At 59.6% G+C, this 24,567-nt stretch carries 22 protein-coding genes and 3 pseudogenes; 15 read left to right on the plus strand and 10 right to left on the minus strand.

Annotated elements, in window-relative coordinates; translation table 11 throughout:
- Positions 1-475: 475 nt before the first annotated feature.
- The 5 genes and pseudogenes from AGR2A_RS29795 to AGR2A_RS26295 all read left to right on the plus strand — a co-directional run.
- The gene (locus AGR2A_RS29795; protein WP_167378249.1) at positions 476-652 is read left to right on the plus strand and encodes a hypothetical protein; all 177 of its coding nucleotides are present in this window, start codon (positions 476-478) and stop codon (positions 650-652) included.
- Between the two features lie 212 nt (positions 653-864).
- Positions 865-1,830 (plus strand): DUF3991 and toprim domain-containing protein, encoded by a 966-nt coding sequence (locus AGR2A_RS26280; RefSeq protein ID WP_072495305.1) that lies wholly within the window; start codon positions 865-867, stop codon positions 1,828-1,830.
- A gap of 141 nt (positions 1,831-1,971) precedes the next feature.
- Entirely contained in the window at positions 1,972-2,580 is a 609-nt protein-coding gene (locus AGR2A_RS26285; protein WP_072495304.1) for a DUF1419 domain-containing protein, read from the plus strand.
- A gap of 13 nt (positions 2,581-2,593) precedes the next feature.
- Complete coding sequence (locus AGR2A_RS26290; protein ID WP_072495303.1) at positions 2,594-2,995, plus strand: DUF3085 domain-containing protein; 402 nt, start codon at positions 2,594-2,596, stop codon at positions 2,993-2,995.
- A 100-nt stretch (positions 2,996-3,095) separates the two neighbouring features.
- Positions 3,096-3,941: pseudogene (locus AGR2A_RS26295) on the plus strand (lactate dehydrogenase); the annotation flags it as partial.
- Positions 3,942-4,158: 217 nt separating this feature from the next.
- On the opposite strand, the gene AGR2A_RS26300 reads toward AGR2A_RS26295, so the two are convergent.
- The gene (locus AGR2A_RS26300) at positions 4,159-4,419 is read right to left on the minus strand and encodes a hypothetical protein (protein WP_072495302.1); all 261 of its coding nucleotides are present in this window, start codon (positions 4,417-4,419) and stop codon (positions 4,159-4,161) included.
- 943 nt (positions 4,420-5,362) lie between these two features.
- On the opposite strand from AGR2A_RS26300, the pseudogene AGR2A_RS26310 reads away from it, so the two are divergent.
- From AGR2A_RS26310 to AGR2A_RS26330, 4 genes and pseudogenes are all read left to right on the plus strand, one after another.
- Positions 5,363-7,120, plus strand: a pseudogene (locus tag AGR2A_RS26310) (ParB N-terminal domain-containing protein).
- 134 nt (positions 7,121-7,254) lie between these two features.
- Entirely contained in the window at positions 7,255-7,566 is a 312-nt protein-coding gene (locus tag AGR2A_RS26315; RefSeq protein ID WP_072495300.1) for a hypothetical protein, read from the plus strand.
- A gap of 397 nt (positions 7,567-7,963) precedes the next feature.
- Positions 7,964-8,551: a hypothetical protein gene (locus AGR2A_RS26325; protein WP_072495298.1), complete on the plus strand. Its 588-nt coding sequence runs from the start codon at positions 7,964-7,966 to the stop codon at positions 8,549-8,551.
- A 272-nt stretch (positions 8,552-8,823) separates the two neighbouring features.
- Positions 8,824-9,747 carry an ArdC family protein gene (locus tag AGR2A_RS26330; protein ID WP_072495297.1) on the plus strand — a complete coding sequence of 308 codons (924 nt, stop codon included), beginning with the start codon at positions 8,824-8,826 and terminating at the stop codon, positions 9,745-9,747.
- Between the two features lie 3 nt (positions 9,748-9,750).
- Here AGR2A_RS26330 and AGR2A_RS29800 read toward each other — a convergent pair whose 3' ends face one another.
- Entirely contained in the window at positions 9,751-9,924 is a 174-nt protein-coding gene (locus AGR2A_RS29800; protein WP_167378250.1) for a hypothetical protein, read from the minus strand.
- A gap of 458 nt (positions 9,925-10,382) precedes the next feature.
- On the opposite strand from AGR2A_RS29800, the gene AGR2A_RS26335 reads away from it, so the two are divergent.
- From AGR2A_RS26335 to AGR2A_RS26355, 5 genes are all read left to right on the plus strand, one after another.
- Complete coding sequence (locus tag AGR2A_RS26335; RefSeq protein WP_018326263.1) at positions 10,383-10,691, plus strand: DUF736 domain-containing protein; 309 nt, start codon at positions 10,383-10,385, stop codon at positions 10,689-10,691.
- Positions 10,692-11,005: 314 nt separating this feature from the next.
- The gene (locus tag AGR2A_RS29805) at positions 11,006-11,176 is read left to right on the plus strand and encodes a hypothetical protein (protein WP_167378252.1); all 171 of its coding nucleotides are present in this window, start codon (positions 11,006-11,008) and stop codon (positions 11,174-11,176) included.
- Positions 11,177-11,801: 625 nt separating this feature from the next.
- Positions 11,802-12,395 carry a hypothetical protein gene (locus AGR2A_RS26345; RefSeq protein ID WP_072495295.1) on the plus strand — a complete coding sequence of 198 codons (594 nt, stop codon included), beginning with the start codon at positions 11,802-11,804 and terminating at the stop codon, positions 12,393-12,395.
- Positions 12,392-12,961, plus strand: coding sequence for a hypothetical protein (locus AGR2A_RS26350; RefSeq protein WP_072495294.1), 570 nt, complete (start codon positions 12,392-12,394; stop codon positions 12,959-12,961). The genes AGR2A_RS26345 and AGR2A_RS26350 overlap by 4 nt, the downstream gene beginning before the upstream one ends.
- A complete protein-coding gene (locus AGR2A_RS26355) occupies positions 12,951-13,523 on the plus strand; it encodes a hypothetical protein (protein WP_139786418.1) in 573 nt (190 codons plus the stop codon). Before AGR2A_RS26350 ends, AGR2A_RS26355 begins: the two co-directional genes overlap by 11 nt.
- 2 nt (positions 13,524-13,525) lie before the next feature.
- On the opposite strand, the gene AGR2A_RS26360 is transcribed toward AGR2A_RS26355, so the two are convergent.
- The 8 genes and pseudogenes from AGR2A_RS26360 to AGR2A_RS26395 form a co-directional block, all read right to left on the minus strand.
- Positions 13,526-14,239 carry a hypothetical protein gene (locus tag AGR2A_RS26360; protein WP_072495292.1) on the minus strand — a complete coding sequence of 238 codons (714 nt, stop codon included), beginning with the start codon at positions 14,237-14,239 and terminating at the stop codon, positions 13,526-13,528.
- A gap of 86 nt (positions 14,240-14,325) precedes the next feature.
- Entirely contained in the window at positions 14,326-14,571 is a 246-nt protein-coding gene (locus tag AGR2A_RS26365) for a hypothetical protein (RefSeq protein WP_137040252.1), read from the minus strand.
- Positions 14,572-14,630: 59 nt separating this feature from the next.
- Positions 14,631-14,963 carry a hypothetical protein gene (locus AGR2A_RS26370; RefSeq protein ID WP_072495291.1) on the minus strand — a complete coding sequence of 111 codons (333 nt, stop codon included), beginning with the start codon at positions 14,961-14,963 and terminating at the stop codon, positions 14,631-14,633.
- Between the two features lie 469 nt (positions 14,964-15,432).
- Positions 15,433-15,708: pseudogene (locus tag AGR2A_RS26375) on the minus strand (HU family DNA-binding protein).
- Positions 15,709-15,741: 33 nt separating this feature from the next.
- Positions 15,742-16,053, minus strand: coding sequence for a WGR domain-containing protein (locus AGR2A_RS26380; RefSeq protein WP_072495369.1), 312 nt, complete (start codon positions 16,051-16,053; stop codon positions 15,742-15,744).
- A gap of 285 nt (positions 16,054-16,338) precedes the next feature.
- A complete protein-coding gene (gene traG / locus AGR2A_RS26385; RefSeq protein ID WP_072495290.1) occupies positions 16,339-18,255 on the minus strand; it encodes a Ti-type conjugative transfer system protein TraG in 1,917 nt (638 codons plus the stop codon).
- Complete coding sequence (locus AGR2A_RS26390; RefSeq protein ID WP_072495289.1) at positions 18,252-18,485, minus strand: conjugal transfer protein TraD; 234 nt, start codon at positions 18,483-18,485, stop codon at positions 18,252-18,254. The genes traG and AGR2A_RS26390 overlap by 4 nt, the downstream gene beginning before the upstream one ends.
- On the minus strand, positions 18,475-18,762 hold the full coding sequence (locus AGR2A_RS26395; protein ID WP_072495368.1) for a TraC family protein: 288 nt from the start codon (positions 18,760-18,762) through the stop codon (positions 18,475-18,477). The genes AGR2A_RS26390 and AGR2A_RS26395 overlap by 11 nt, the downstream gene beginning before the upstream one ends.
- A gap of 220 nt (positions 18,763-18,982) precedes the next feature.
- Between AGR2A_RS26395 and traA the strand changes: the two genes are divergently transcribed.
- The gene (gene traA / locus AGR2A_RS26400) at positions 18,983-23,602 is read left to right on the plus strand and encodes a Ti-type conjugative transfer relaxase TraA (protein WP_072495288.1); all 4,620 of its coding nucleotides are present in this window, start codon (positions 18,983-18,985) and stop codon (positions 23,600-23,602) included.
- Positions 23,603-24,567 lie beyond the last annotated feature (965 nt).

The raw sequence follows: 24,567 nt of genomic DNA on the forward strand, positions 1-24,567 counted from the left end.
AAGCCGAGTGAAACAATCGTTCAACGCACCGACGGATCAGCGCTCTCGACTATGATCAATATATATCGGTTGCGTGTCGGCTTTTCAAGAGGCGGCTCCGCATGGCTCACAATCGCGAACCTCTAGCGTTCGCGGCTTCACGTCGTCTGTGATCCGCCTCCAGCAGTCATAGGCATCGACTCTGACCTGATGACCGAAGCGAAAAGAAGGTAGCGTCAGGTATCGAGGGCTACAACAAGATCCGCATCAGCACGATCGCCGTTTGTCGGAGGCAGGTCCATGGAGGCGTCCCAATCCCGCTCTTGATGGATGGCCTCCTGGTCCGGCCCCGGATCTCCGTCGATAAACCCGCTGACGGGGTCCGTGAGCCAAGCTACGGCCGCTTCGGCTTTGCCTTCGCAGTGATCGCGACCGGTTCCGGACACTGACGGTTGCCATTGAGCGGGATCGGCCCGCTCTAACGATGGAGCCTCAGATGAACACCGATCTTTCCCTCGCGCAGAACCACGCCTTCCAGCTCGCCCGCACCCTGATGGTTCCGGTCACACTGTTCAGGTCCGGCAACGAGTTCGGCGTTCTGCCGAGCGACGAACTCGATGAAGAGGACGACCTGGAGATCGTCCACGAATACGTTCCGGGCGGGTCTCATTGAGACCCCTACTTTCCTTTGTGCCGCTTGCGCGCGGCAGGCGGCAAGGGAAGCTCTCGCCGCTGCTGGCAGATCATCCGGAATGGAATGCAAATCTGCAGATTGCCAGCCGCGCCCTTGACCCCTTTGCTCTTCGCGGCCGCCGGAAACGGTCCCGCAAATTGCGGGAGACATAAATCTGGAGAGAAAGGCGGCGCCAAGCGCCGAGAAAAACAATGGAAAAACAGAAACTGAGGGAACTTCGGGACCGTGTCCCGTGCGCAGCCTTGCTGGAGCAGGCTGGGTTCGCCATCGACGTCAAGGAAAGCACCCGCAAGGCAGTGAAATACCGGCGCGGTGCGGAAATCGTCATCGTCATCCATGGCGGGCGAGGATGGTTCGATCCACTGTCTGACGCGAAGGGTGATGTCTTCTCTCTTGCGGAGCATCTGGACGGCGTCACCTTCGTCGAGGCGCTGGACCGGGTGGCCGCTCTTGTCGGCATCGTCGCCAGGGATCCCGCCTGGTCTCGTCCGGCCGGAAAGCCCGCTCACAGCAGTTCCGTCTCTGAACGCTGGGCAACACGACGTCGGCCGTGGCAGGGATCGATGACCTGGCGCTATCTGCGCAGCGAGCGCTGCCTGCCGGCAACGATCATCCGGGAGGCCATCCAAAGTGGTGTCCTTCGGGAAGGCCCTTATAGCAGCATGTGGGCCGCGCATGTCAATGACGATGGGGTTGTTACTGGCTGGGAGGAGCGCGGTCCCGATTGGCGCGGCTTTTCGGCAGGCGGTTCTAAAATTCTCTTTCGCTTAGGCTCTTCCGACGCCAAGCGTCTTTGCGTCACTGAAGCGGCGATCGACGCCATGAGCCTTTCGGCACTCGAAGGGCTTCGTCAGGGCAGCCTCTATCTCAGCACCGGCGGTGGGTGGGCACCGGCGACAGAATCGGCAATGCGCCAGTTGGCCGCGCGTCCCGGCGCTGTTCTGGTCGCGGCCACCGACGCCAATAGCCAGGGCGAGACCTTTGCCGGCCGCCTTCGTGCCATCGCCGATGAGGTGGGCTGCGACTGGCTGCGGCTGAAGCCGCCGGCCGAGGACTGGAATGACGCGCTGAAAGCGCGGGAAGAGGAAAAGAAGGAAAAGAAAGCGAGGGCGGGAAGAGGAGGCCTGCCGCATGCCCGCCAGCCGCGTCAAGGGTGAAGCTTCGCCCGCTCGATAGCGGCCCTTGACCCGTCCGACGAAGAGGCGGCGTGAGGGGAGGGGTCATGAAGGACTGAAGAGGATGGTGAGCCGGCAGGGCAGCACCGCGCTTCGGTCCGGACAGGGCCCGAGGAGCCGCCAATGAGCACCCCATCCGCAATGCGTAAAGTCTACCAGGGCATCACTGAGCGCCATCAGATGTTCCGAATGTTCGATCGGCATGCACAGCGTCCAAACCGTTTCCACGGTGACGCGAGCGCGCTCTATGCAGGCGAGTGGTTCGAAATCGCCGAGCGTGAGCATGATTTCATGTTCGAGATCCTGCCGCCGCTGTGGATCCGGGGTTCGATGTTCGCGATGCGCGAATTCCTGACCGAATCCGTCACATCGGTGTTCCTCGCGCTGCGGATCGACGGAGTCATTCGTTTCTTCCACGCCTATTGCGACCTCTCCGACGGCGGGTCGGTGGAAGACATGCGGCTGGCGATCATCGAGCGGGAAACGCGTCCCGTGAGGGCAATTACCCGAGACGAGCGCCTCGAGCACATCTGGAGTACCACGGCGGACACCTATCGTGGCTACGCCGATGAAACCACCCTGCAGTATCTTCCGTGTCAGCGTGTCATCACTCTCTTCAGCAAAGCCGGATCTGCCAGGTTGAAGCTGCTTGATGACCTGACCGACGACGAGATCGCAGCCAAACTGCCCGTTCAACTGCGCCATCTGCCCGATACGGCAGTCGCAGCGTGAGGAGGCGCTTTCCATGCTTTCGTTTCCGATTGAAACCGTGCGGGCAGTGATCGCTCGCGGTCGCGCCGATGCACAAGCCAATGGCGGCTTTCGCAATCCCCACTATGGCCTTCATCCTGGGCGCGACGAGCAGCCAGGTGTCTGGCTCGTGGCTGATCACGGTGTCTACTTGTGCTCGAACGGCAAACTGCCGGATGGCGAGAAGCCGTTCGTCGCTTACGCACTCGAATGCGATCCCCGCACGAATGACGACTGGTTCGAAGTCAAGCGCAGAACCTTCGGAGGAGACGACGGTGTCGAATTCATCGATGCCGAGCAACTGGGGGCGATGATCGCCGCCACTCCGAATGCGAGGCACCTCGGCATCACCTTCGACGAGGACTCGATGGAACTCTTCATTATCGAGTGGTCGTAACGTCTCCGCCGGAGCCGATCCCCAACGCCAATCAGCGTCTCTTCATCAGCGCATCCCAATCGCTGGACGACGACGCGCGCCTTCATAAGGAGAATTTATCATGAGCAACGATCCCTTCACGCTCGACATGTTTGGCAATACCGCACTATCGTCCGGCCTGGGCCTTGGCGTGACCGCTTTCGGCGCCTTTTCGCCTGCGGCCGCCAATGACGACGATCCGGAACCCACGCCGCCGGCGCCGCCACCTGCCATGCCGGTCGCTTCCACCCCCATCCGGCGCACCGGCCTTCGGGTAAACTTCTATCTTGAGGGTGACCGCGGCCTGCCTTCCTCCTGGAAGGATCGTGCCCGCGCCAACGTTGCGGCGATCCTCGTTGCCAATGATATCTCCAGGCAGGACCGGCCGGCGACGCCAAAGGAGCAGGCGGAGCTGATCCGTTTCACCGGCTTCGGCGCCGGCGAGCTGGCCAACGGCGTATTCCGACGGCCGGGTGAAAACGATTTCCGGCAGGGCTGGGATGAGATCGGCTCCTCGCTCGAGACCGCCGTCTCTGAGGCCGATTATGCGTCGCTTGCCCGCTGCACCCAGTATGCCCACTTCACCCCTGAGTTCATCATCCGGGCGATCTGGTCCGGCATCCACAGACTTGGCTGGCGTGGCGGCCGCGTCCTTGAACCGGGCATCGGCACGGGCCTGTTCCCGGCATTGATGCCGAAGACATATCGCGACACCACTTCTGTGACCGGGATCGAACTCGATCCGGTCACCGCCCGCATCGTGAGCTTGCTTCAGCCTAAGGCACGCATCATCACCGGCGACTTCGTTCGCACCGATCTGACGCCGATCTACGATCTCGCTATCGTCAATCCGGCCTTTTTCGATCGTACCGTCGGCTCAGACCGAAACTATCGCTCGCTCGGCCTGCGCCTGCACGACTACTTCATCGAGGCTCAATTGTCGGCAGACCTAGACAACGAGACCGTCGCGGCAGCTGCATAGCTGCGTTGCACAATAAATGTTTTCCAGCTGATCAAAATTCGGGCATAAGGCCTTTAGCTGATGCAGATGACGGTCACCTCCCAGCTCCGTCGCAGCAGCTGTTCCCCTCTGGAGGTTTAGATCTCCACACTTCATGGGCCGCGGTTTTCCCAGGCCCATTTTTTTATTCTTCCTTCGCGTCGGCCAAGGAACCTAAGGGATTTTTGCCGAGGCCAGTTGTGCGTAGGCCCCTCCGGTCGGCAGCTTGAAGAGCGATTATTTCAAGGTACCGGTCGCGCATGGCCTTCATGTCGATATCTCCCCGGACCCAGTCCTCCACCGCAGCGAGGAACGCTGGATCAGCGTCAACCGGCGTACCGCGCGCTGCCGCCCGATCAATTACTCGTTGCGCGATAGTTCTCCGCGTCTCGGTATCTGTGGTCATGATGTTTGCCTGGCATTCCTGATGAGCGACAAGATCTAACAGTTGACGTTCTGGACCGCGACTTGAAATTGCCCTTCGTCAACAATATCTATGCACTACTTCCCGATGAGACAATGTCCTGCTCGCTGCAATCGCCGCGGCGTTTGACGTTGTCCCGGGATACAGAAGAAGGCGCTCCCCTCGCGGGTCGAGCGCCTTTTTTGTGTCCAATGCGACCGCAAATGCGGTGCTGCACCTTGACCACGCCACTTTTGCGAATGAGATCTGCACTAAAACACCTAGTGGGAACACATGCCATTTTTCCTGGTAACGCAGACATCGCTGGTCGAAGCTCAAGATGAGCAGGAGGCCGCTCAGACAGGCGTTGACCGCCTCCGCTCCGGAGGACAGCTCACCGTGTCGGTCAGATCGGATGAGACAACAATAACCCATGTCACTGTCGCTCCAGTGACAGAGGAGCCGATCTCCCTGGCGGAAATTGGCAATCCGCCGCCTCCTACAATCCCTCTCCCCGAAATTGCCTCTGCGACACCGGAGAGCAGGAAACTGATCTTGAAGCGCATGCTCGCCGATGGTCTGGCCCTTCTCGGGCGCCGAACCTAGTCCCATCCTCGAAAAATGGCGGCCGCTCACGTTCTCCGGTCGTCGAGCGGTTGGGCCAAACTGAACAATGAGGATTTGAGAAAAGAGGAAAGCAGGAAGCAAGAACCGGTCGCAGATCGGTCCGCCTGCCGACGCTTTCGCTCAACCGCCGCCTGCGCCATCCCGGCTGATTGTCCTTCGCAGGGCTGTCAGCCCCGCTTGCCCTTCCCAGCAGGGATGCTCGGCCGCAGTTGCGGCAGTCCGGACGCTCGGCGGTCCGGGAGGTGTCTTCGAGAAAAGATGAAGACAGGAAGGGCTGGCAAGGCACCGGTCCGGAACCCTCTAGACAAGGATAAATCCCATGCAGATAATAAAAGTTGACCCGCGCGCGCTCAAGGAAAATCCCGACCGAATGGGTCAGACGAAGTCGTCGCCGCAGGCGGATGCGCTGATGCTGGCGACGATCAAGGCCGTCGGCATCGTCCAGCCGCCGGTCGTCGCACCCCAAACCGATGGCGGAAACGGCTATATCATCGACGCCGGGCATCGCCGAGTGCGGCTGGCCATCGCCGCCGGACTGGAAGAAATCGAGATTCTCGTTGCAGATGCCGCCAACGATAACGGAGCCATGCGCTCCATGGTCGAAAACAGCGTCCGCGAGCCGCTCAATCCCGTGGATCAATGGCGCGGCATTGAGCGTCTCGTTGCTCTCGGCTGGACCGAGGAAGCGATTGCCGTCGCCCTCGCTCTTCCGGCCGCCAGATCCGCAAGCTGCGGCTGCTAGCCAACGTCCCGCCGGCAATGCTCGAACAGATGGCGCTGGGCGACATGCCGTCCGAGCAGCAGTTGCGGATCATCGCGGCCGCTGGCCAAGTTGACCAGAAGGAGGTCTGGAAGGCGCACAAGCCGAAGAAGGGCGATACCGCTGCGTGGTGGCAGATCGCAAACGCCCTGACGAAGAAGCGCATGTATGCCTGTGATGCGAGCTTTGGCGACGACCTAGCCCAGGCCTACGGCATCGAGTGGGTCGAGGACCTCTTCGCACCGGCCCGACCAGGACGGTCGCTACACGACGAATGTCGAGGGCTTCCTCGGCGCCCAGCATAAATGGATGACGAGCAACTTGCCGAAGCGCGGTGCTATCGTCGAAGTCAACAGTTGGGGTCAGCCGGAGCTGCCAAAGAAGGCGGCGCACGTCTACGGCAAGCCATCCAAGTCCGATCAAACCGCGCTTTACCTTGACCGCGATGGCAAGGTGCAGACGGTGCATTACCGCATGCCCGAAACGGCCAAGCCGAAGGGAGGCAGCGCTGAGGGAGCCGCGGAAGGCGGCGATGATGCCGGTGCATTCACGACGCAGAAGGTTCGGCCTGACGTGACCCAGAAGGGCCATGACATGATGGACGATTTCCGCACAGATGCCCTGCACGAGGCTCTAGGTAGCGCGCCGATCGAGGACGACATGCTGATGGCGCTCCTGGTGCTCGCTTTTGCCGGGCAGAACGTCCGTGTCGACTCCGGTGCAGGCGGGACGTTCTACGGCGGCAAGCGCTTCTCGCGCCATGGGGTCACACTGTTCGACGAGCATGGCAAGCTCGCCTTCGATCAGGACACGCTTCGGATCGCGGTCCGCTCGGTCCTGATCCATGTCCTCTCGTGCCGCCGCGGAATGTCGAACAGCGGAATGGTTTCGCGCATCGCCGGCGAGGCGATCGGCGCCGACGAATACCTGCCGAACATGGGTTCGGAGGACTTCCTCCTATGCCTCTCTCGCCAGGCGCTGGAAGCGTGTTGCGCCGAAGCAGCCGTCCAGCCGCGCCAGAAGGTTCGCGAGACCCGCGCAACGCTCGTCGAGCATTTCCAGAACGAGCGCTTCGTCCATGCATCTGCCCGCTTCGCGCCAGTAGTCGACGAGTTGCTCGACTGGATCCGGGCGAGCTCTCCCACCGATACCATCGGCACGGCCCCGCATGATGACGATAGCGGCCAAGCCGACGAGCCCGCTGAGGACCAGGAAGGGCACATTGATGAGGACGCAGATCAGGACGAGCTGCCAGATACAGATCCGTCCGACGACAAAGAGCTTGCCCAAGACGTCGATCAGAAAGCGACAGCATGACGGTCATCCCTCGCTCAGACATGGCACAAGCCACCCCTGAATTTTTAGGGGTGGAGGTCGCTAGCAGCACGAACTCATTATCCGCTAACAGCTCCATAGTCCTTCGCCGGCTGGCAAAGCCTGAAGGAGCAGTTATGATCAACATCGGCGTCTCAAAGCTGCTGGCGAAAGCAATCGGCGCCCGGCAAGAGACCCAGCGGCATCTGGAATGTCTCACACGAAAGATTGTGTCGCGCGCCAGAAGACAGGCGACAACGGTGAAGGCCCGGAGCCGGAGTCGTCGAAGATCCGGACCTCTTACTCTTCATCAGGAGCTCATCGACCGCCTTACCTTCGAGAGGTGGGTCGAACTTGACGTCGTTGCCTGCAGTTTGGCGATGCAAGAACAGGTCATCCGTGAGCTGCGGCATCGCGACGATGTGCCTGTGCATCATCTGGCGGCATAGGCGGACTCGAAACAACGGTGCTGGTACCGGACTTGCCCGTCTTCGATGTCGTCGGCATGGGGCTTGGTTATATCAGTTCCTTCCCGCTAGAGACAGATGTGGGGCCCGTGTCGACTGCCCTTCTTGTTGCTGCGGTCTGAACCGGCGGCCGGGCGTTTCAAGGCCGCTGTCGCGCCGCGGAGCGGCCGATCCAGCCTCACTGCGCGAGAGCAGGCTCGCGGTCCCAAGCAGGTCGAAACCTGCTGGCCCGCAAACCTGCTGGCCCGCAAACCTGCCCTGCTTGTTCAGCCGGATCGGACCTGTGAAGCCGCCCGTCCTTTGCCGGTTCTGGTCGTCCGCATCGAAGGGCAGACCGGCACGGGCCGGAACCGCTTCGGCAGCCAAGGAAGGACCTGATATGGCCAAGCCCGCAACTCCCAACCGCTCCAACACACGGATTTCGCAATCTCGCCGCGGCGCCACCCTCGAAATGGTCCGCCTCTCGTGCCCCGACGCCTCTCAGGCGCTCAAGATCGCCGAGAGCTTCGGTACTGCGGTCGTCGACAGCGATGGCATCCGCAGTCTGCATGAGCGGCTGATCGCCGAAACCGCCGACAGCCTGTCCGAAGGGCTCGGCGAGAAGGCGATGCAGATCCACCTGCAGCGCATTGTCGGAGCCTTCGTCGGCTCGGCGCACGGCGCCGGTCAGTTCTACTCCCGCGCCGTTACCGAAGCGCGCGACGCAACTGCCAAGGCATCGAACGATGCCCGCGATGAAGATCTTGACGGCCCGGTCGGCTACGACAGCGCCGCCCAGCGCAAGCGGGAATTCGCGGCCGACATGGGCGTCCAGTCCCACGCACTCCGAATGGCAGCCGAGGGCGCGGTGACCGCTTACGAGCAGGTCGTCGGCGAGAGCTGGAAGCCTTTCGACCGCCCGGTCGAAAACCCGGGCGCCTCGCTCGACCGCAAGGCGGCCGAGGCTCAATTAGCCGCTTTCGGATGACGCACTTGGCGGGGTGGCACCCCGCCGTTTCCCTTTTCAGGCTGGCGCCCACGGGCGCCGGCTTTTTTCATGTTCAGAATAAAGCTGGAGACACGCCTATCGCGGCCCGTCCCGTTGGATGGTCCTGCAGGAGCCGGGTGCCCATGCAACGGCTTTGCCGTCCTCCACGCTGTTGCGGCCGTTCCGGTGCATGGCCACACCATCGGCCCCTGACTTCGGACCTCCGTGACGGACCGCGATCGGCGCGGCCTTAAGAAAAGGAGAGAGAAGTCATGGCAAAGAAATCAGGATCGGACCGTGCGGACATCTACACGCGGATCACCGATCGGATCGTTGAGGATCTTGAAAAGGGCGTCCGTCCCTGGATGAAGCCGTGGAGCGCCGCCAACATCGGTGGCCGTATTAGCCGGCCGCTGCGCCATAACGGCCTTCCTTATTCAGGCATGAACGTGCTCCTCCTGTGGTCGGAGCAGATGTCACGTGGCTTCGCCTCGCCGATGTGGATGACGTTCAAGCAGGCGCTCGAGCTGGGAGGGGCCGTGCGCAAGGGCGAAACCGGCTCGACCGTCGTTTTCGCCAGCCGTTTCACCAAGTCCCAAGCGGACGGAAATGGTAACGAGGTCGACCGGGAGATCCCGTTTCTGAAGGCCTATTCGGTGTTCAACGTCGAGCAAATCGACGGTTTGCCCGACAGCTATTATGCGCCGCCCGCCAAGGTCCTTGACCCGGTCGAACGCATCGAGAGCGCCGATCGCTTCTTCCGCAATACGGGTGCGGTCATTCGGCATGGCGGCCACCAAGCCTACTATTCCCCGGTCATGGATTATATCCAGATGCCTCCGTTCGAGGCGTTTCGCGATGCTGCCGGCTACGCAGCTGTCCTCAGCCATGAGGCGACCCACTGGACGGCAGCGGAGCATCGGGTTGGACGAAATTTGTCGCGCTATGCGAAAGACCGAACAGGCCGGGCACGGGAAGAACTTATTGCCGAGCTCGGCAGCTGTTTCCTCTGCGCCGATCTCGGTATCGCGCCGGAATTCGAGCCGCGCCCGGATCACGCTTCTTACCTGCAGTCGTGGTTGTCGGTTCTGGCCAACGACAAGCGGGCGATTTTTCAGGCGGCGGCCCAGGCGCAACGCGCTGTGAGCTTTCTGCATTCGCTGCAGCCGGAAACGGATGTGAAAGCTGCGGCCTGAATTTCAAGCGCGGTCGTCACCACCGGTGGCGGCCGCGGGATCCGCATCATGTTGGTTCTTGAGACCTTGTGCAATGTCAGCATCCAGCCTTCCCCAGATCGACGGTTGTGTAGTGTCGGGTTTGGGTTTGCGGGACGGTTTGCGTTCGACGATGAACGGCTTGGTCTGCTGACGCATTGATCCTCCAGGCAGCGATTCGAGAGCGCACGATATCGCACCGGGCGCAGTCAGCAAGCGGGCCAATGTTAGCTGAAACCCTTCTCCCCTGATGAAGCAGACGATGAGATCGGTCCAAGCGTGCGTGGCGCGGAATGCCATTCGCACCAGGGTGAACGCGGCGGAACGCCATCGCCATATTCCTTCTCGCCAGAGTTTCCGGCAACCCATCCGCGGGCTCGATGAGGCATGTCTGACCGGAGACCGGCTGCGCCTCGATCGTCTTCCCGCAACGGCCACGACCAATTTTCTTACCCCTGCCGGCTGCGCCGCCATTCCTCTCCAACTAACAAAGTTGGTAGTTGCCGCCCTCCACTGCGTTCCGGCCTTATCAGGTGCGGTCCGATCGTCACCGGTCTTTGCGACTGCCATCGAGGCCGCGATGGGCGCGGCCCGAACACACGAAAAGGAATACGACAATGGCAACCATCGGCACCTTCACCTCCACCGAAAACGGCTTCACCGGCTCCATCCGCACCCTCGCCCTCAACGTCAAGGCCCGCATCGCCCGGGTCGAGAACCCCTCCGACAAGGGCCCACAGTTCCGCGTCTACGCCGGCAGCGTCGAGCTGGGCGCCGCCTGGCAGAAGACCTCCGAGCAAGGCCGCGACTACCTCTCGGTCAAGCTCGACGATCCGAGCTTCCCGGCTCCGATCTACGCAACGCTCGCCGAGGTGGAAGGCGAGGACGGGCTCCAGCTCATCTGGTCCCGCCCGAACCGGGACTGATCGACATCACGAGGCTCTGCCACCGGCGGAGCCTTCTCTTCTCTCCGAGATTTCAAGCCGGACCCGGCATCGAGCCGGGTCCGGCTTTTCGGGTAGCCACGGAGGGAAAGGAACCTGCTCAGTACCCGATGGTGATGCCCACGGGAGTGCCGACGTCAAGGATAAGCGGTACCCCCAATTTCGAACTGGCAGCGGAGCCGCCAACACGGAATCGGCTCTCCCACTTCCCGGCTCTGCCGGTCGCTTCGGCGATCCCTGACGACGTCATTCCCTACCCGGCGCCGCTGATCGTCTTTCACATAGGAGATCAGAAGATGACCTACGAACTCGAATGCCAGATCGAAGAACTTCGTGCCGAATTGCGCAACGCTGTCGATTTTTCCGAACGCCGCCTGATTGAGGCCGAGCTTGATCTCGCTAAGGCTGAACTAACGTGGGCGACTGCCGAGCTAGACGGCCGCGTCGATGCGGAGCCACCGTTCTGAGGGGCGCTCTCAAAACTCGCTGGGAAGGATCTCGCGTCCTGAAGCTCTCCTGTTGATCTCTTTTCATCGACATCGGGGATGGTGCGTCCTGGACGTCTGGCTGCAACCTAACGACGCCAGAATTTCCTCCGCCCGCGGCGATTGAGCAGTCCGGCTTCCGCTACTTTGTGCAGTTTTCGAACGGTCTAGATTACGACAGTGGTAATCTGGGTGTCTTTCCTTCAAGAGTTTGGAGCTTCTATGGGACGTTGCTACAGCCGGGGGGCTGTCGAATTCGCCATGTAGCACTGCTATCATTCACCGCCCAAATGCGGGTCGACGACATATGTGGACAGGACGTGCGCGACATCCGATTTTGGTCTGGGGTGAAAGATTAGGGTTCATGCGTACAACCTCGGCTGCCATGACGTCCTGATCCCATGAACTCGGCCGTGGTTTGTCAGCGTTCCGGTGGAGACAAACAAATTCATGCAAGCCCATGCGGCGAAATAGTCTTGATCCTTTGACCGCTCCTAAATCCTTATGGTTCAGCTGCCGCGATTATGTTTCGGGTGAATGTCACCTAGCCGGTCGAAACCGAAGCATTGTTTTGCTATTTTCGCGCTCGAATGATGGAATTGATAATTTGAAGCGACCGATACTACGTCAGAAGCCCAAGGGGCGGCTTGCCAAGCTTCTCGCCGGAGCAGGCGGCTTGTTGGCTGCGACCGTCTCGCTCGGCTATTCCCTCTATGAGAAGCGGGAATCTGAAATCGTACCGCAGGTGGAGGTCTCTACACCCGTCGGAGCCGGGCGCTGGAAGGTGTCCGTCACCGCTGGCTCCATTGTTACGGTCATGCCAAATGGCGGCAAAATATCACCAGGCAAAAAAGCTATTGCCCTCGATATGATACTGGAGAACGTCTCTTCGGAAAGCTCTAACCTCTACGCCGACCTGATCAAGATTACCAACGTCTCCGATGCGGCCAGACCACAATATTACCTCAAGCGTGATCGGGCCATCCTATGGGATCTGCATCCACGGATGCCAGAAGCCGTGACAGCAGTGTGGGAAGTTTCCGATTCCCAAACGCTGCCTTATTCCTTGCAGCTTCGGGTCGAGGGCGCGGTCTTCAAACCTCGAGATAATTTATACGCCGCACCTGGCTGGTTTCTGTCGGGGAGCGTCGCGGAGATAAGATTGCCTCTCGCGAATCCGGGGCAGGGGATATTGCCATGATGCGATCAGTCTTGCTGGGGGTGGGGCTACTCGTAAGTTTCGTGATCCTTGCAGCCTTGCAGGCGACGACGCCGCCTTATGCCATGCTGACCGGGCCGATCATGAAATCCGGCCGCCAGAGCGAGACAGTTTCGAGCACGACATTCAGCGTGAAGATCAAAAGCGTCGTAAAAGCCCGGACGATCGCTTTTCAACGATTTGGGCGGCCAACTGATCTGCAAAGCTCAGGTGTCTGGGTCGTTGTCAGCGCCGAACTGCACGCTTTTCCGAAAACTATGCCGATACGTGCGGCGACCTTGGTCGGCGGGACGGGCCGCATGTATCGCCAGTCACACAGGGCAGGAGAGGCTCCAGATTTACTCTCGGCGAAAATTTTGCAGCCAGGACTGCCAACGACTGGCGTTTTCGTGTTCGAGCTTCCCGAAGACGAAACGCAAGGCATGAAACTTCTCCTGTCCGAGCAGTTCGATCCGCAGTTGAAGGATCAGGTCCGCGTCTCGCTCGAGAACGACAACCTTAACCTTGCTCCGCGCGAAAAACTGGAGATTGGCAAGGATGGTATCTAACCGCGAAAGAAGAATGTGGTGGCTGTCAGTTGCCAGCCTGCCTGTTCTCGTCGCTGCTGCGGTCGCAATAAATGCGTGGCGCAATGCCGCTGATTACAGACATCGTATAGAGACCGATATCGCGCAAGGCGCTGACCAACTCGATTACGCCGGCGCCCGATGGCAACTCGATAAGGTTCGTCTGATCGGCGATGGCCGGGATACACTAGTACGTTTTCCCGGCCAGATGCGGCTTATCATCGTTCGGATGGAAGCGACTGCCACTCGCGACATCGGAGAAGACTGGGGACAATGCGAGGTCAGTCTGACGGACAGCGTGGGACGCCGCTGGTTGCCGCTCGATGTCAGCCTTTCGAACGACATCAGCCGCGACCTTGACCCGAAAGTAACTCCAGTCAGTGGTTGTGGGATCACCTCACTGACGCCGCCACGTCAAGACCACGCAGCCTTGATCGAGGAGAAGTTCGTGGTTCCCACCAACGCAGTTCCGTTCCTATCTGTTAGACTGAGCGTCGCAGCCTCGCGACCGAAAGCGATCGGCTTTCCACTCAAGCTTAACTGACATCACGCGGTGTGCTCGTTCTGTTGTCGCCCTCGCCACTCCCGTCCCTGGCTGAAACCGACTTCGAGCGTGGCGGCCAGAAGGCACATCTTGACCGGCGTAATGAGCAGGCCTTCGCCGGGATCGCTTGGCGTGCCGATGAACGGCGAGATGACTTGCGCAATGATCTGCCAAAGCGGCAGTTCATGCGGGCCGATGAGCTGCGTGAGCTCATACCAGGTCCAGGCCGCTCCCCAGTCCAATAGCCGATAGACGATAACGGCAACCACGACCAAGGCAACGCCGGAGTTCAGCGCAAGACCGATCCCTTCGGCAAGCGCGCGATACCGCTTCAGCGTGCCGGAGATAAAGTGCGAAGCGAAATCGCGGATGGATTTTGGCAAAGCTTCCCAACGGGATAAAGCGCGAGAAACTCGGTCGTCCCCACGATCGCGCTTGCTGTCGATATCGTAGCCATAGACGAGAGCTGCGATCGTTAGCCAAACCACCGGATAAAGTGCGTAGAAAAACAGGCTGGTCAGCACTTTCCCGATCGGCGGAGAGACAAACAAACTCGGCAGTTCCTGACAGATGGCACCCGTCGAATGATAGGGAAGCATGATCGCGTCGGGATCGGGGGCTCCACGCGGAAACCATTGCTTGTTGGGCTTCCGGTTCAAGAGGAGGCGTTGCGAAGCCGCCGAGATGCAGGTGAACCATTGCGATGAGTTCGGCATAATCGGATACTTTATCAAAGCGCTTCGCGGCCTGTGCTCTCTAGTTAACTCGTCACCCGGAGCCCATAAGCAGAGATTTCGTTAGATCAACTCATGATCGCCGCGATCATGATTGCGGCGAAAGACAGGAACATAAAGCAGCCGACGATGATCGTGATGCAAGCTTCGATGGCGATCTGGCCTAAGCCAATGGGATCGAATGGGTCGAGGTGAAAACAAAAGAGCCCGTCACCTGGCGGGGTGACGGGCTCACGCTTAAGCGTTATTTGCAACGCCGCTGCATTCTCAGATGCCTGTTCTTGGCATTCGTGTCGTTGGAAAAATATTGCCACTACAAGCTTGCACAAAGCTTACTAATAAGAACCGTGCCATCGAATTTGTAACAACTGGATTACCAGGGTGCTGGTTTTACTGGCGCCGCCGGGAAGGGGCCTTCGCATGAGTATCGGATCTCGTACTGGAACTCGGCGTTCAGGAAGGTTGATTTTGTCATGCATGTACGTCCGGTCGTCTTGAGCCACTCGATTGTCGCACTCTCATACGATGCGGGGGACGTATCTGTTGCGATCGGTGCAGGATTCGCGATGCCGTCTTGCAGCTTCGTTTCTCCTGAGTCTTTGGCAATCAAGAGGCGGGTTTCTTGGGGCTTATCGAATATCCGGAATGTCAATCCACTCATGGGGCTTTGCCACGCGACGGGATCGATACCGTTAAAATCGTTCATGGCATAATTTGCCCCAGCGCATCCGGCTGTTGCGAGAAGCACCAAACTAGCTATTCCGCGACAAAACGAATGCATGCAAGTCACCTTCTGTGATGGAATGACACTACATTTACTTATTTTGCGGTCAAGTTGAACGTCAACGCCAGCGCCAACGGGTCTAAGGTTTGGCATGCCGCACAAAAGAAAAGAGGGCCGTCGCCCCAAGCGCCAGGGCCTCAATGCCGCAGCCTGTTTCATGGGACGTGCGGCAGCTCCCTCACCCAGTCAACGCCCGCATCTGCTGCCGAATGGCAGAGCGGGACTGTTCCGTAGACGCCGTGCCGCCCTTTTGAGGGCGGCATACAGCCCCAGAGCCGCCGCCACTGCCAGATCGCCATCCATATGACGATTAGCTTCGAGCATGAGGCAGGCAGCGCTGACGACGCTGCGCCGGGAGCAGGTTTGGCGAAACCGCTTGTCGCGACGCGGATTAGTTATTCAGCAAATCTTTCAGCGCTTTTGCGCTTGGGAATGTAAGCGTCTTCGCAGCGGCAACCTTGATGGTGGCGCCGGTCGCCGGATTGCGCACCTCTCTGTCAGGGTATCCTTGATCTTAAACTTGCCTAAGCCGGGGTGATGTTTCGGCTCCCGACGTGGCTGCCGCCGCGACCGAAGCAAAGATGGTTTCGACGATCGCTTTCGCCTGGGCATTGGGCAGGTTCTGTTCGGACGCGATCATGTCAGCGATTTCATCGGTTGTGGTCATGACGGTTTCCTCGTTAAACAAGGGGAAACCTTCTCAGTCGATCATCACGTTGTGGTGGGGTGATGCCCCCAGAGAGACGGTCTTGCCGGGATTTCCACAGATTGTTGCCGGTTGATAGCCCCTCTTCCGCTTCTTGAGCAACAGTTCAAGAAAGCGCGATATCGCGTCTTTCTCATTGCTGAAGACCTCGGTCATTTCTCCGCCGGCCTTGCCGATCCTTCCCCAACTTCGCACCACGGCTATTTCTCCAAAAAGGGTTGGCCGGATCGCAAGCGTGTAATATCTGGCCATGTTCCTGCTGGCGTCGATCCTCTGGCAATAAAGCTGATAATGATGTGTGCCCATGCGCGCATGATCGGCGATGCTCTCGATTTGGTCCAACGAGACTTATGAATCGAAAGCTCTTCTTCGATTCATTTCTGTGATGGATGCCTATTGCCAATTCGGCAGTGCCCAACAATTGCGAAGGGATAGGCGATGTTAAAAATGCCAGTGACGATTGCCGAGCGAGCAAAGCGGTAAATCAGATGGCCAGTTGTGCGCGAAAGGTGGTCGACGTCACTGGCGCTGATAATGGTAACGAACTGACCAGCAGGTATAGAAAGCGGTCGACAAGGCTGACCTGAACCGTCAGCGCCTCAGCTTGGCAAACCGGTTGGGCCTGGCCTGCATATCCATGTCCTTTCGTCTGAAATAGATTGCCCGCCCGCAGCGGATTGGACTGTGGCCCGGGACGATAATGATTTGCTCGTCCTTGCGCATCGATTGTGTGATTTCGTGGGGCATGATCAAAGGCCGGCGCTGAAATGTGATGTTTTCCGAGCGGGATGCGCTGTTCTTCGTATTCCAGCCCAGATTGCGAGAACTGCCCCTGACTTCGACAGTCATCTCCCCGCATTGGGCTGAAACGTTGCGCGCGGTATCGAGTGCCTTGATCGCCGCGTAGCTTGCAAAGGCGCAGCCGTCGATCCACGACACCGCACCGTCTTTTCCGAAGTGCCGCTCCAGCTGGCCGACGGACTGGTACATCATCATCATGCTTACACCATACTTGCGACCGCGGTCGCGCGCCTCTTCAAGCACCCGCATGTAGCCAAGCAGATCGACCTCGTCCAATATGAACAGCGCCCGTCTCGTGAACGCGCCATCTGCCTCGATCATCGCGTTGATCAGCGAGCCGATGATCACTCGTCCAATACCGGGATAGGACCGCAGGATCGACGCCGGAATGTTGAGGAAGACGTCTTTCTTTCCAACGGCAATCTCGCTCGCTTTGAACGTGTTGCCGCAAACGAGTGCCGCGTAATTGTCAAGCGACAGCCATTGCGTATCTTTCGATGCCGTCGAGTAGACGCCTGAGAAAGTCTGCTCGGTCATGTTCACAAAGACGCCGAGGGTTTCGCGGATGAAGGTAGACCCGGAGTGTTCCTGGACGTCGCGCAACATGGCGCGCACCGATGTCTCAGGCTCGGAGACGATCTGGCGAAGGCTCCGCAAATTTCGCCGACCAGCAAATTCCGGTGACAGCATGACATGCGCCAACAGCCCGGTCAGAAGATTGTGCGCCTGGTTCTGGAAATAGGATCCGGTAGAGCTCTCAAAACGCAAGCTTTCCGAGAGCAACATGTGTGCGATGGCGACGATGTCCTCTTCCTGTTTTCTTGAATGCTCTATCCCCTCCAGCACGTTAAATCCCGTGACCGGATTTGCCGGATCGAGTACAACGACCTCTCGGTCGAGTTTCTCTCTGCGGTGGTCAACGACCATCGGGCCCACTTCTGTGGACGGATCCAGGCAAATGAGCGGTCCCCTATATCTGAGTGCCGTCGGCACGACGTTGCTGGTGGTCTTGAAGCCCCCAGAACCGGCGAAGAAAAGCATATGGGTCGAATCAAAATCCTGGGCATAGGTGAGCAGGGGCGATCTACCGCCACGTCCCCAGGTGGCAGGATCGTTCGGATCGAACGGCAGCTCATGGACGAGCTCCTTGTCGACCCTGTAGCGCTCACCGATGACAATCTCGCCGTCATCGGGAAACAGCCGTGCCGCTGCCGACATCGGCAGCCAGTCGGCATCTCCGAATGTTCCTCGCCTGGCGCGCGTCACCTGTTCGGGCACGACGCTGGAGATGCGCGCCGCGACCGCGACTGCCATGAACCCCATCGCTGCGCCAAAGACCGCAATCATGTCGACGTATGACATCGCCCGATCCCAGGTTAGCACACCGCTCTTTACAAGCGGCTGAAGGCGCCCGAATTCGCGCAACCCGTAAAAGCCTGCCATCAGGACAAAGCTGAAAAAGCTTGCCAATGCTACGGGCCTTCGCAGATGAAGGGGCAGCGCCCAGACCGCCAGTAATCCAGCCAGCGGCCCGAACAAAAGGACCGGTAACGGTGACGCCCGAAGGAACCAGTATTGCGGCTTGCCAGTAATGCCGCTTGCCAGTTCAGGCCAGCGCCAGTGGGCGATGTAAAAGGTAAAACCGGTGACGACGATGGGAACGATCATAAGCAACAGGCTTGGATGGCGTTTGGCCTTTCCCTTCATTCCGGCGCCTTTTCAAAGCGTTCTAACCCGCCGTCGAATGCCGCGGCTCTGAAGGCCAGCTCCCCGATATCGCACAGACGCCGATGTTCAGGTGTCCCCGGCACCAGCCGCTTCATTTCGAGAAGTCCACCAAGCAGGAAAGCCCGATCGGCGTTCGACAGGCCCGCGCGCACCACAATGCCGCCAAGCAGAAACCTTTCTCTTGCCTCCCTCTTTCGATCAGCTGTCATGAGGAACCTCCGTTTCCGCTCCAGACCCGCCACTTCCCTGTCCACGCAGCGAAGCCGGTGCGCCAGCAGATTGCGTCTTTTCGCCGTTGTGAAATCGCAACGCGATCTCTTCGAACATGCGATCGACCTCCTCGTCGGCGATCTCCATCTCTGCCAATCCCGACTTCGCCGCCGCACGCGCAAAACGATCGGCTGATTTAGCTATCAAAGTTTTTCTTTTCGTCCGAAGCTTTTCGATTTGAGCATCAATATCCGTCAATGCCGTTTTTGTTGTCATGAAGATGTACCCCGCGACCTTTCTGGACATGCATATCGCCATTTAACTAACTAGAAAAAGATAGTAAAAAACGCTACCGTGCACAAGCCCCAAAAGTCGATGTTGGAAATCCCAGCTGGTCCTACTTTTGGAAAAGCGGCATCGGTCTTGTCGGACCGATCGATTTGAGGGCGCAATATACGTCGCTGGTGCGACGTGCCTGGAAGGTCTGGAGATTTCAGTGGCGATCATGTTCGTCAGAGCGCAGGTGATCAGCAGGGGAGGTGGACGTAGCATCGTTTCCGCCGCCGCCTATCGTCACCGTGCCCGGATGATGGACGAGCAGGCCGGCACATCATTCAGCTATCGCGGCGGGGTGGCCGAACTGAAGCATGAGGAACTTGCGTTGCCGGACCAGATACCGGTCTGGCTGCGCACGGCTATCGATGGAAAGAGCGTCGCTGCGGCCAGCGAGTCTATTTGGAACGCAGTTGACGCTTTCGAGACGCGTGCAGACGCGCAGCTTGCTCGCGAATTGATCATCGCGCTTCCGGAAGAGCTGTCCCGATCAGAGAACATCGCCCTGGTGCGCGAGTTCGTCCGGGACAATCTGACTTCCAAGGGCATGATCGGCGACTGGGTTTACCACGATAAGGATGGCAACCCGCACATCCACCTGATGACCGCGCTTCGACCTCTGACGGACGATGGCTTCGGGCCGAAGAAATTGCCGGTGCTTGGCACCGACGGCGAGCCGTTGCGGGTCGTCACACCTGGCCGACCGAAAGGCAAAATCGTTTACAAGGTTTGGGCCGGCGATAAAGAGACCATGAAGGCCTGGAAAATCGCCTGGGCTGAAACGACCAATCGGCATTTGGCGCTTGCCGGCCACGATATCCGCCTCGACGGGCGCTCCTACGCCGAACAGGGGCTCGATGGGATTGCCCAGAAACATCTTGGGCCGGAGAAGGCAGCGCTCGCCCGAAAAGGGATCGAGCCTTATTTCGCGCCGGCTGATCTCGCACGCCGGCAGGAGATGGCCGACCGGCTTCTGACTGATCCGGGCCTGCTGTTGAAACAACTTGGCAACGAGCGTTCCACCTTCGATGAGCGTGACATCGCCAAAGCTCTGCACCGCTATGTAGAGGACCCCGCCGATTTCGCCAAATTACGCGCCAAGCTGATGGCCTCAGATGATCTCGTGCTGTTGAAGCCGCAACAGGCCGACCCGCAGACCGGCAGATTGGCCCAAGCTGCGGTCTTCACCACACGCGATATCCTGCGCACCGAATACGACATGGCGCAGTCGGCGGACGCTCTGGCCCGGCGCAAGGGCTTCGGCGTCGCGGTAGCGAAAATTGCCGCGGCCGTCGAAGCCATAGAAACCGCCGATCCGGAAAACCGCTTCAGGCTCGATCGCGAGCAGGTGGAGGCCATCCATCACATCGCCGGCGACAATGGCATTGCGGCTGTGGTCGGGCTTGCCGGTGCCGGCAAATCGACACTGCTTGCCGCGGGGCGCGCCGCGTGGGAGAGCGACAGTCTCCGCGTCTTCGGGGCGGCGCTTGCCGGAAAGGCTGCCGAAGGGCTGGAGGGCAGTTCCGGCATCAGATCGCGCACGCTCGCTTCGTGGGAAATGGCTTGGGAGAACGGACGAGATCTGCTGGATCGGCGGGACATCTTTGTCATCGATGAAGCCGGCATGGTCTCGTCGCAGCAGATGGCACGTGTGCTGAGGCGCGCCGAGGAGGCCGGAGCCAAGGTGGTTCTCGTTGGTGACGCGATGCAGCTGCAGCCGATCCAGGCCGGTGCCGCCTTCCGGGCCATTTCCGAGCGGATTGGGTCTGCCGAACTTGCCGGCGTGAGGCGCCAGCGTGAAGAGTGGGCACGGGAGGCCTCCCGTTTTTTCGCCCGAGGTAAGGTCGAGGATGGGCTCGACGCTTATGCGCAGCGGGGCCATATCGTCGAGATGGAGAGCCGGGATGAAGCTGTGGACCGCATCGTTACCGACTGGACGAGCGCTCGCCGCGACCTCATCCAGAAAAATGCAGATCAAGGACAGCCTGTCCGCTTGCATGGTGACGAGCTGCTCGTTCTCGCCCATACAAATCACGACGTGAAGCGACCCAATGCAGCGCTGCGCAACGTCATGAAAAATGAAGGCACACTGACCGTCTCTCGTGAATTCCAGACCGCGCGAGGCGTACGGGAGTTCGCCGGTGGCGACCGGATCATCTTCCTCGAAAACGCAAGGTTTCTTGAACCGCGCGCGCGAAAGCTTGGCCCCCAATATGTCAGGAACGGCATGCTCGGCACGGTCGTCTCTACCGGCGGCCCGTACGGCGATCCGCTGTTATCCGTCCGTCTCGATAATGGCCGGGATGTCGTCATCAGCGAAAACAGCTATAGGAGTGTCGATCACGGCTATGCCGCGACCATTCACAAGTCCCAGGGCGCGACTGTCGACAGGACTTTCGTGCTCGCAACCGGCATGATGGATCAGCATCTGACCTATGTGTCGATGACGCGCCATCGCGATCGGGCCGATCTTTATGCTGCCCGCGAGGACTTTGAGCCGGAGCCGGAATGGGGGAAAAGATCCCAAGTTGATCATGCCGCCGGCGTCACGGGCGAGCTGGTCGGAACCGGTAATGCGACGTTCCGGCAACAGGAAGAGGATACCGATCAAAGCCCCTACGCCGATGTGAAAACGGACGACGGAATCGTGCATCGCCTCTGGGGCGTGAGCCTGCCGAAGGCCCTGGAGGACGCCGGCGTGTCGGAAGGTGACACGGTGGCGTTGCGAAAGGATGGCGTCGAACGGGTGACGGTGACGATACCCGTCATCGATAAGAAAACCGGAGAGAAGAGGTTCGAGAAGCGGACAGTTGATCGAAACATCTGGACTGCCAAACAGATCGAACCGGCAGAGCTTCGCCAGCAGCGCATCGAGCGGGAGAGCTACCGGCCGGAGCTGTTCAAGCGGTTGGTGCAGCGTCTTGGCCGCTCCGGCGCCAAGACGACGACCCTCGATTTCGAGAGCGAGGCCGGCTACCGGGCGTACGTCCGGGATTTTGCCCGCCGGCGCGGCATCGAGACACTTTCCGGGGTCGCTGCCTGGTTGGAGGACGGGGTGGGACGGCAGCTGGCGTGGCTGGCGCAGAAGCGCGAGCAGGTGGCGAGGCTTTGGGAGCGGGCAAGCGTGGCGCTCGGTTTTGCGATCGAATTTGAAAAACGCTTTTCCTATAATGAGGAACGTGCCGAAACCCTCACATCCCAAGTTGCGACTGATCGACAATATCTGATTGCGCCGACAAGATTGTTTTCCCGTGGGGTTTACGAAGATGCCCGTCGCGCTCAGCTCAGCTCGGACCGCTGGAAGGAGCGAGAAGCGATTCTTCGGCCGGTTTTGCAAAAAATTTATCGCGATCCCGCAGGCGCGCTCGCCAGATTGAGCGCGCTTGCCTCCGACGCGCGGATTGCGCCCCGCGAGCTTGCCGAGAATCTTAAAGCCTCGCCGCAGCGTCTCGGCCGTCTGCGTGGATCGGATCTTTTGGTTGATGGACGTGCGGCTCGCTCCGAACGCGATGCGGCGGTGTCTGCGTTGTCGGAATTGCTGCCGCTGGCACGTGCCCACGCCACAGAGTTCCGCCGGCAGGTTGAACGATTTGGCATTCGCGAGGAGCAACGTCGCGCCCGTATGTCGGTGTCGATTCCGGCACTTTCGAAACCGGCTATGGCGCGACTTGCCGAAATCGAAGCCGTGGGCGAGCGCGGTGGCAAGGATGCCTACAAGACGGCCTTCACCTACGCTGCGCACGATCGCCGTCTTGTTCAGGAGGTGAAGGCGGTCAACGACGCTCTCACCGCCCGCTTCGGATGGTCCGCATTTACCGATAAGGCAGACGCTAGCGCCGAGCGCAACGTGGTCGAGCGGATGCCCGAGAATATTGCGCCGGATCGTCGCGAAAAGCTCGGGCGTTTATTTGCCGCCGTGCGCGGCTTTGCAGAGGAACAGCATCTTGCCGAAATGAAAGATCGCTCCAAGATCATCGCTGGTGCAAGCGTCGTGCCGGGGCAAGAGACGGTGCGGGTTCTGCCAATGCTTGCAGCTGTAACGGAATTCGAAACCCCGATCGACCAGGAAGCGCGGAAGAGGGCGCTCTCTGTCCGTCACTACCATCAAAATCGCACTTCCCTTATTGGCGCAGCCGAGCGTATCTGGCGCGATCCGGCAGGTGCCGTGGGAAAGATCGAGGAGCTGATCCTGAAGGGCTTTGCAGGCGAGCGGATCGCCATGGCTGTTGCCAATGATCCCGCAGCCTACGGTGCGTTGCGAGGCTCCGGCCGTGTCATGGACAAATTGCTCGCAGCCGGCCGCGAGCGGAAAGAGGCTCTGCAAGCCATTGCGGAGGTGGCAAGCCGCGTTCGATCACTCGGGATGTCGTGGGTTGGCGCCTTGGACACGCAGGTTCGCGCTGTCTCGGAAGAGCGCCGGTGTATGTCGATCGCCATTCCCGGGCTGTCGCAGGCGGCGGAGGACGCGCTGAGAAATCTGTCGGCGGCGATGAAGGAAAAGAACGGTAGGCTCGACGTCGCAGCGGGCGCGCTTGATGCCGCCATTAGTAACGAATTTGCAACCGCCAGCCGCGCGCTCGACGATCGCTTCGGCCGCAACGCCATCCTGCGTGGAGAGAGGGATGTTATCAATCGGGTCTCGCCTGCTCAGCGTCGCGCGTTCGAGGCGACGCGGGAACAGTTGAAGGTGCTGCAGCAGGTTGTCCGCATGCAGGCAAGCCAGAACATCGTAGCAGAGCGCCAACAGCGTGTCCTCGAACGCGCCCGCAGCGTTATCCGCTAAAACCAATCAACCGAAAGGAGAAGAATGGCTGAACAGAAATTTTCATACGACGCAAACGCCGGCGTTGGGGTCCCGCCGAGACGGGCTGCTGCGGGCTTAGCCCCACTCAGCAGAACTTAACTATTGCCAATCCCGATTCCGTCTAGAACCCGTTCGCCCGTAGAAAACAGCGCGTGAAGGACGAAGCCCGTGCTGGAGAGAGTTCAAATCATGGCGAGGAGCAGCGAGCCGGTCCGTTGTCGCCAAAGAGATATGAGAGCATTTTCCGTAGCGGCATATCATCTGACTATCCGCCAGATGATATGGATCGAAAAGGCGGCCCCAACTTATCGTTCTTGACGCGGTTGCCGGCAAAACCAGCCGCGCAAAACTTGATCGGGCCGGGTCAACGATCTGCATTGCCAGCGACGATCTGCGCACGTACCGCCCGAAGCGCATCGTAAAAAGACAAGGCTTCTTATCGGAAACACGCTGCGTCCCTTGGAGAACGTCGCTGCGTCATCCCTTTAATGCTGGCATCGAGTTCTCGAGGCCAATACGCGCAATTTCCGCATTTCATGGTCAGACAGTTAGGCCCATTGGGCTTTCGAAGCAGTCTCTGTATTTCGATCAACGTCCTGTTTGACACAGCGGGCACGGCCAGAACTTATTGCACATCGGAAGGAAATCCGCCTGAAGCCGCCCTTTCTTTATGGCCGCCTAGTGGAAACGGCGTGTGTGGAACTCCCTATCGTCTGGCTGCAACCGTAGTCCACTCGCGATGGGCCGGATACATTTTGCAACCAAAATCGCGATATTAATCAAGGTAGCGTTGTCCAGCATAGCCTTGGCGAGCACCTTCCCTAGTGAGATGCGAGGGTTCGATACCCTCACGCGCTCCAGCGACATTTCCAACTAGATCAACAAGCTCCAAAAAATGCCGATTTATCAGCGCTTTTGCGGTCCGCGAGTCAGCACTTTCTGAG

This window comes from Agrobacterium genomosp. 2 str. CFBP 5494, assembly GCF_900013495.1.
GTDB classification, from domain to species: domain Bacteria; phylum Pseudomonadota; class Alphaproteobacteria; order Rhizobiales; family Rhizobiaceae; genus Agrobacterium; species Agrobacterium pusense.

Bases quoted from the DNA above. Each gene is read 5' to 3' on its own strand.
- traG (WP_072495290.1), bottom strand. From the start codon at position 18,255: ATGAAGGGAAAGGCCAAACGCCATCCAAGCCTGTTGCTTATGATCGTT.
- AGR2A_RS26350 (WP_072495294.1), top strand. From the start codon at position 12,392: ATGATGCGATCAGTCTTGCTGGGGGTGGGGCTACTCGTAAGTTTCGTG.
- AGR2A_RS26355 (WP_139786418.1), top strand. From the start codon at position 12,951: ATGGTATCTAACCGCGAAAGAAGAATGTGGTGGCTGTCAGTTGCCAGC.
- AGR2A_RS26330 (WP_072495297.1), top strand. From the start codon at position 8,824: ATGGCAAAGAAATCAGGATCGGACCGTGCGGACATCTACACGCGGATC.
- AGR2A_RS26315 (WP_072495300.1), top strand. From the start codon at position 7,255: ATGATCAACATCGGCGTCTCAAAGCTGCTGGCGAAAGCAATCGGCGCC.
- AGR2A_RS29805 (WP_167378252.1), top strand. From the start codon at position 11,006: ATGACCTACGAACTCGAATGCCAGATCGAAGAACTTCGTGCCGAATTG.
- AGR2A_RS26325 (WP_072495298.1), top strand. From the start codon at position 7,964: ATGGCCAAGCCCGCAACTCCCAACCGCTCCAACACACGGATTTCGCAA.
- AGR2A_RS26300 (WP_072495302.1), bottom strand. From the start codon at position 4,419: ATGACCACAGATACCGAGACGCGGAGAACTATCGCGCAACGAGTAATT.
- AGR2A_RS26370 (WP_072495291.1), bottom strand. From the start codon at position 14,963: ATGAACGATTTTAACGGTATCGATCCCGTCGCGTGGCAAAGCCCCATG.
- AGR2A_RS29795 (WP_167378249.1), top strand. From the start codon at position 476: ATGAACACCGATCTTTCCCTCGCGCAGAACCACGCCTTCCAGCTCGCC.
- AGR2A_RS26285 (WP_072495304.1), top strand. From the start codon at position 1,972: ATGAGCACCCCATCCGCAATGCGTAAAGTCTACCAGGGCATCACTGAG.
- AGR2A_RS26360 (WP_072495292.1), bottom strand. From the start codon at position 14,239: ATGCCGAACTCATCGCAATGGTTCACCTGCATCTCGGCGGCTTCGCAA.
- AGR2A_RS26280 (WP_072495305.1), top strand. From the start codon at position 865: ATGGAAAAACAGAAACTGAGGGAACTTCGGGACCGTGTCCCGTGCGCA.
- AGR2A_RS26395 (WP_072495368.1), bottom strand. From the start codon at position 18,762: ATGACAACAAAAACGGCATTGACGGATATTGATGCTCAAATCGAAAAG.
- AGR2A_RS26290 (WP_072495303.1), top strand. From the start codon at position 2,594: ATGCTTTCGTTTCCGATTGAAACCGTGCGGGCAGTGATCGCTCGCGGT.
- AGR2A_RS29800 (WP_167378250.1), bottom strand. From the start codon at position 9,924: ATGCGTCAGCAGACCAAGCCGTTCATCGTCGAACGCAAACCGTCCCGC.
- AGR2A_RS26380 (WP_072495369.1), bottom strand. From the start codon at position 16,053: ATGGGCACACATCATTATCAGCTTTATTGCCAGAGGATCGACGCCAGC.
- AGR2A_RS26390 (WP_072495289.1), bottom strand. From the start codon at position 18,485: ATGACAGCTGATCGAAAGAGGGAGGCAAGAGAAAGGTTTCTGCTTGGC.
- AGR2A_RS26335 (WP_018326263.1), top strand. From the start codon at position 10,383: ATGGCAACCATCGGCACCTTCACCTCCACCGAAAACGGCTTCACCGGC.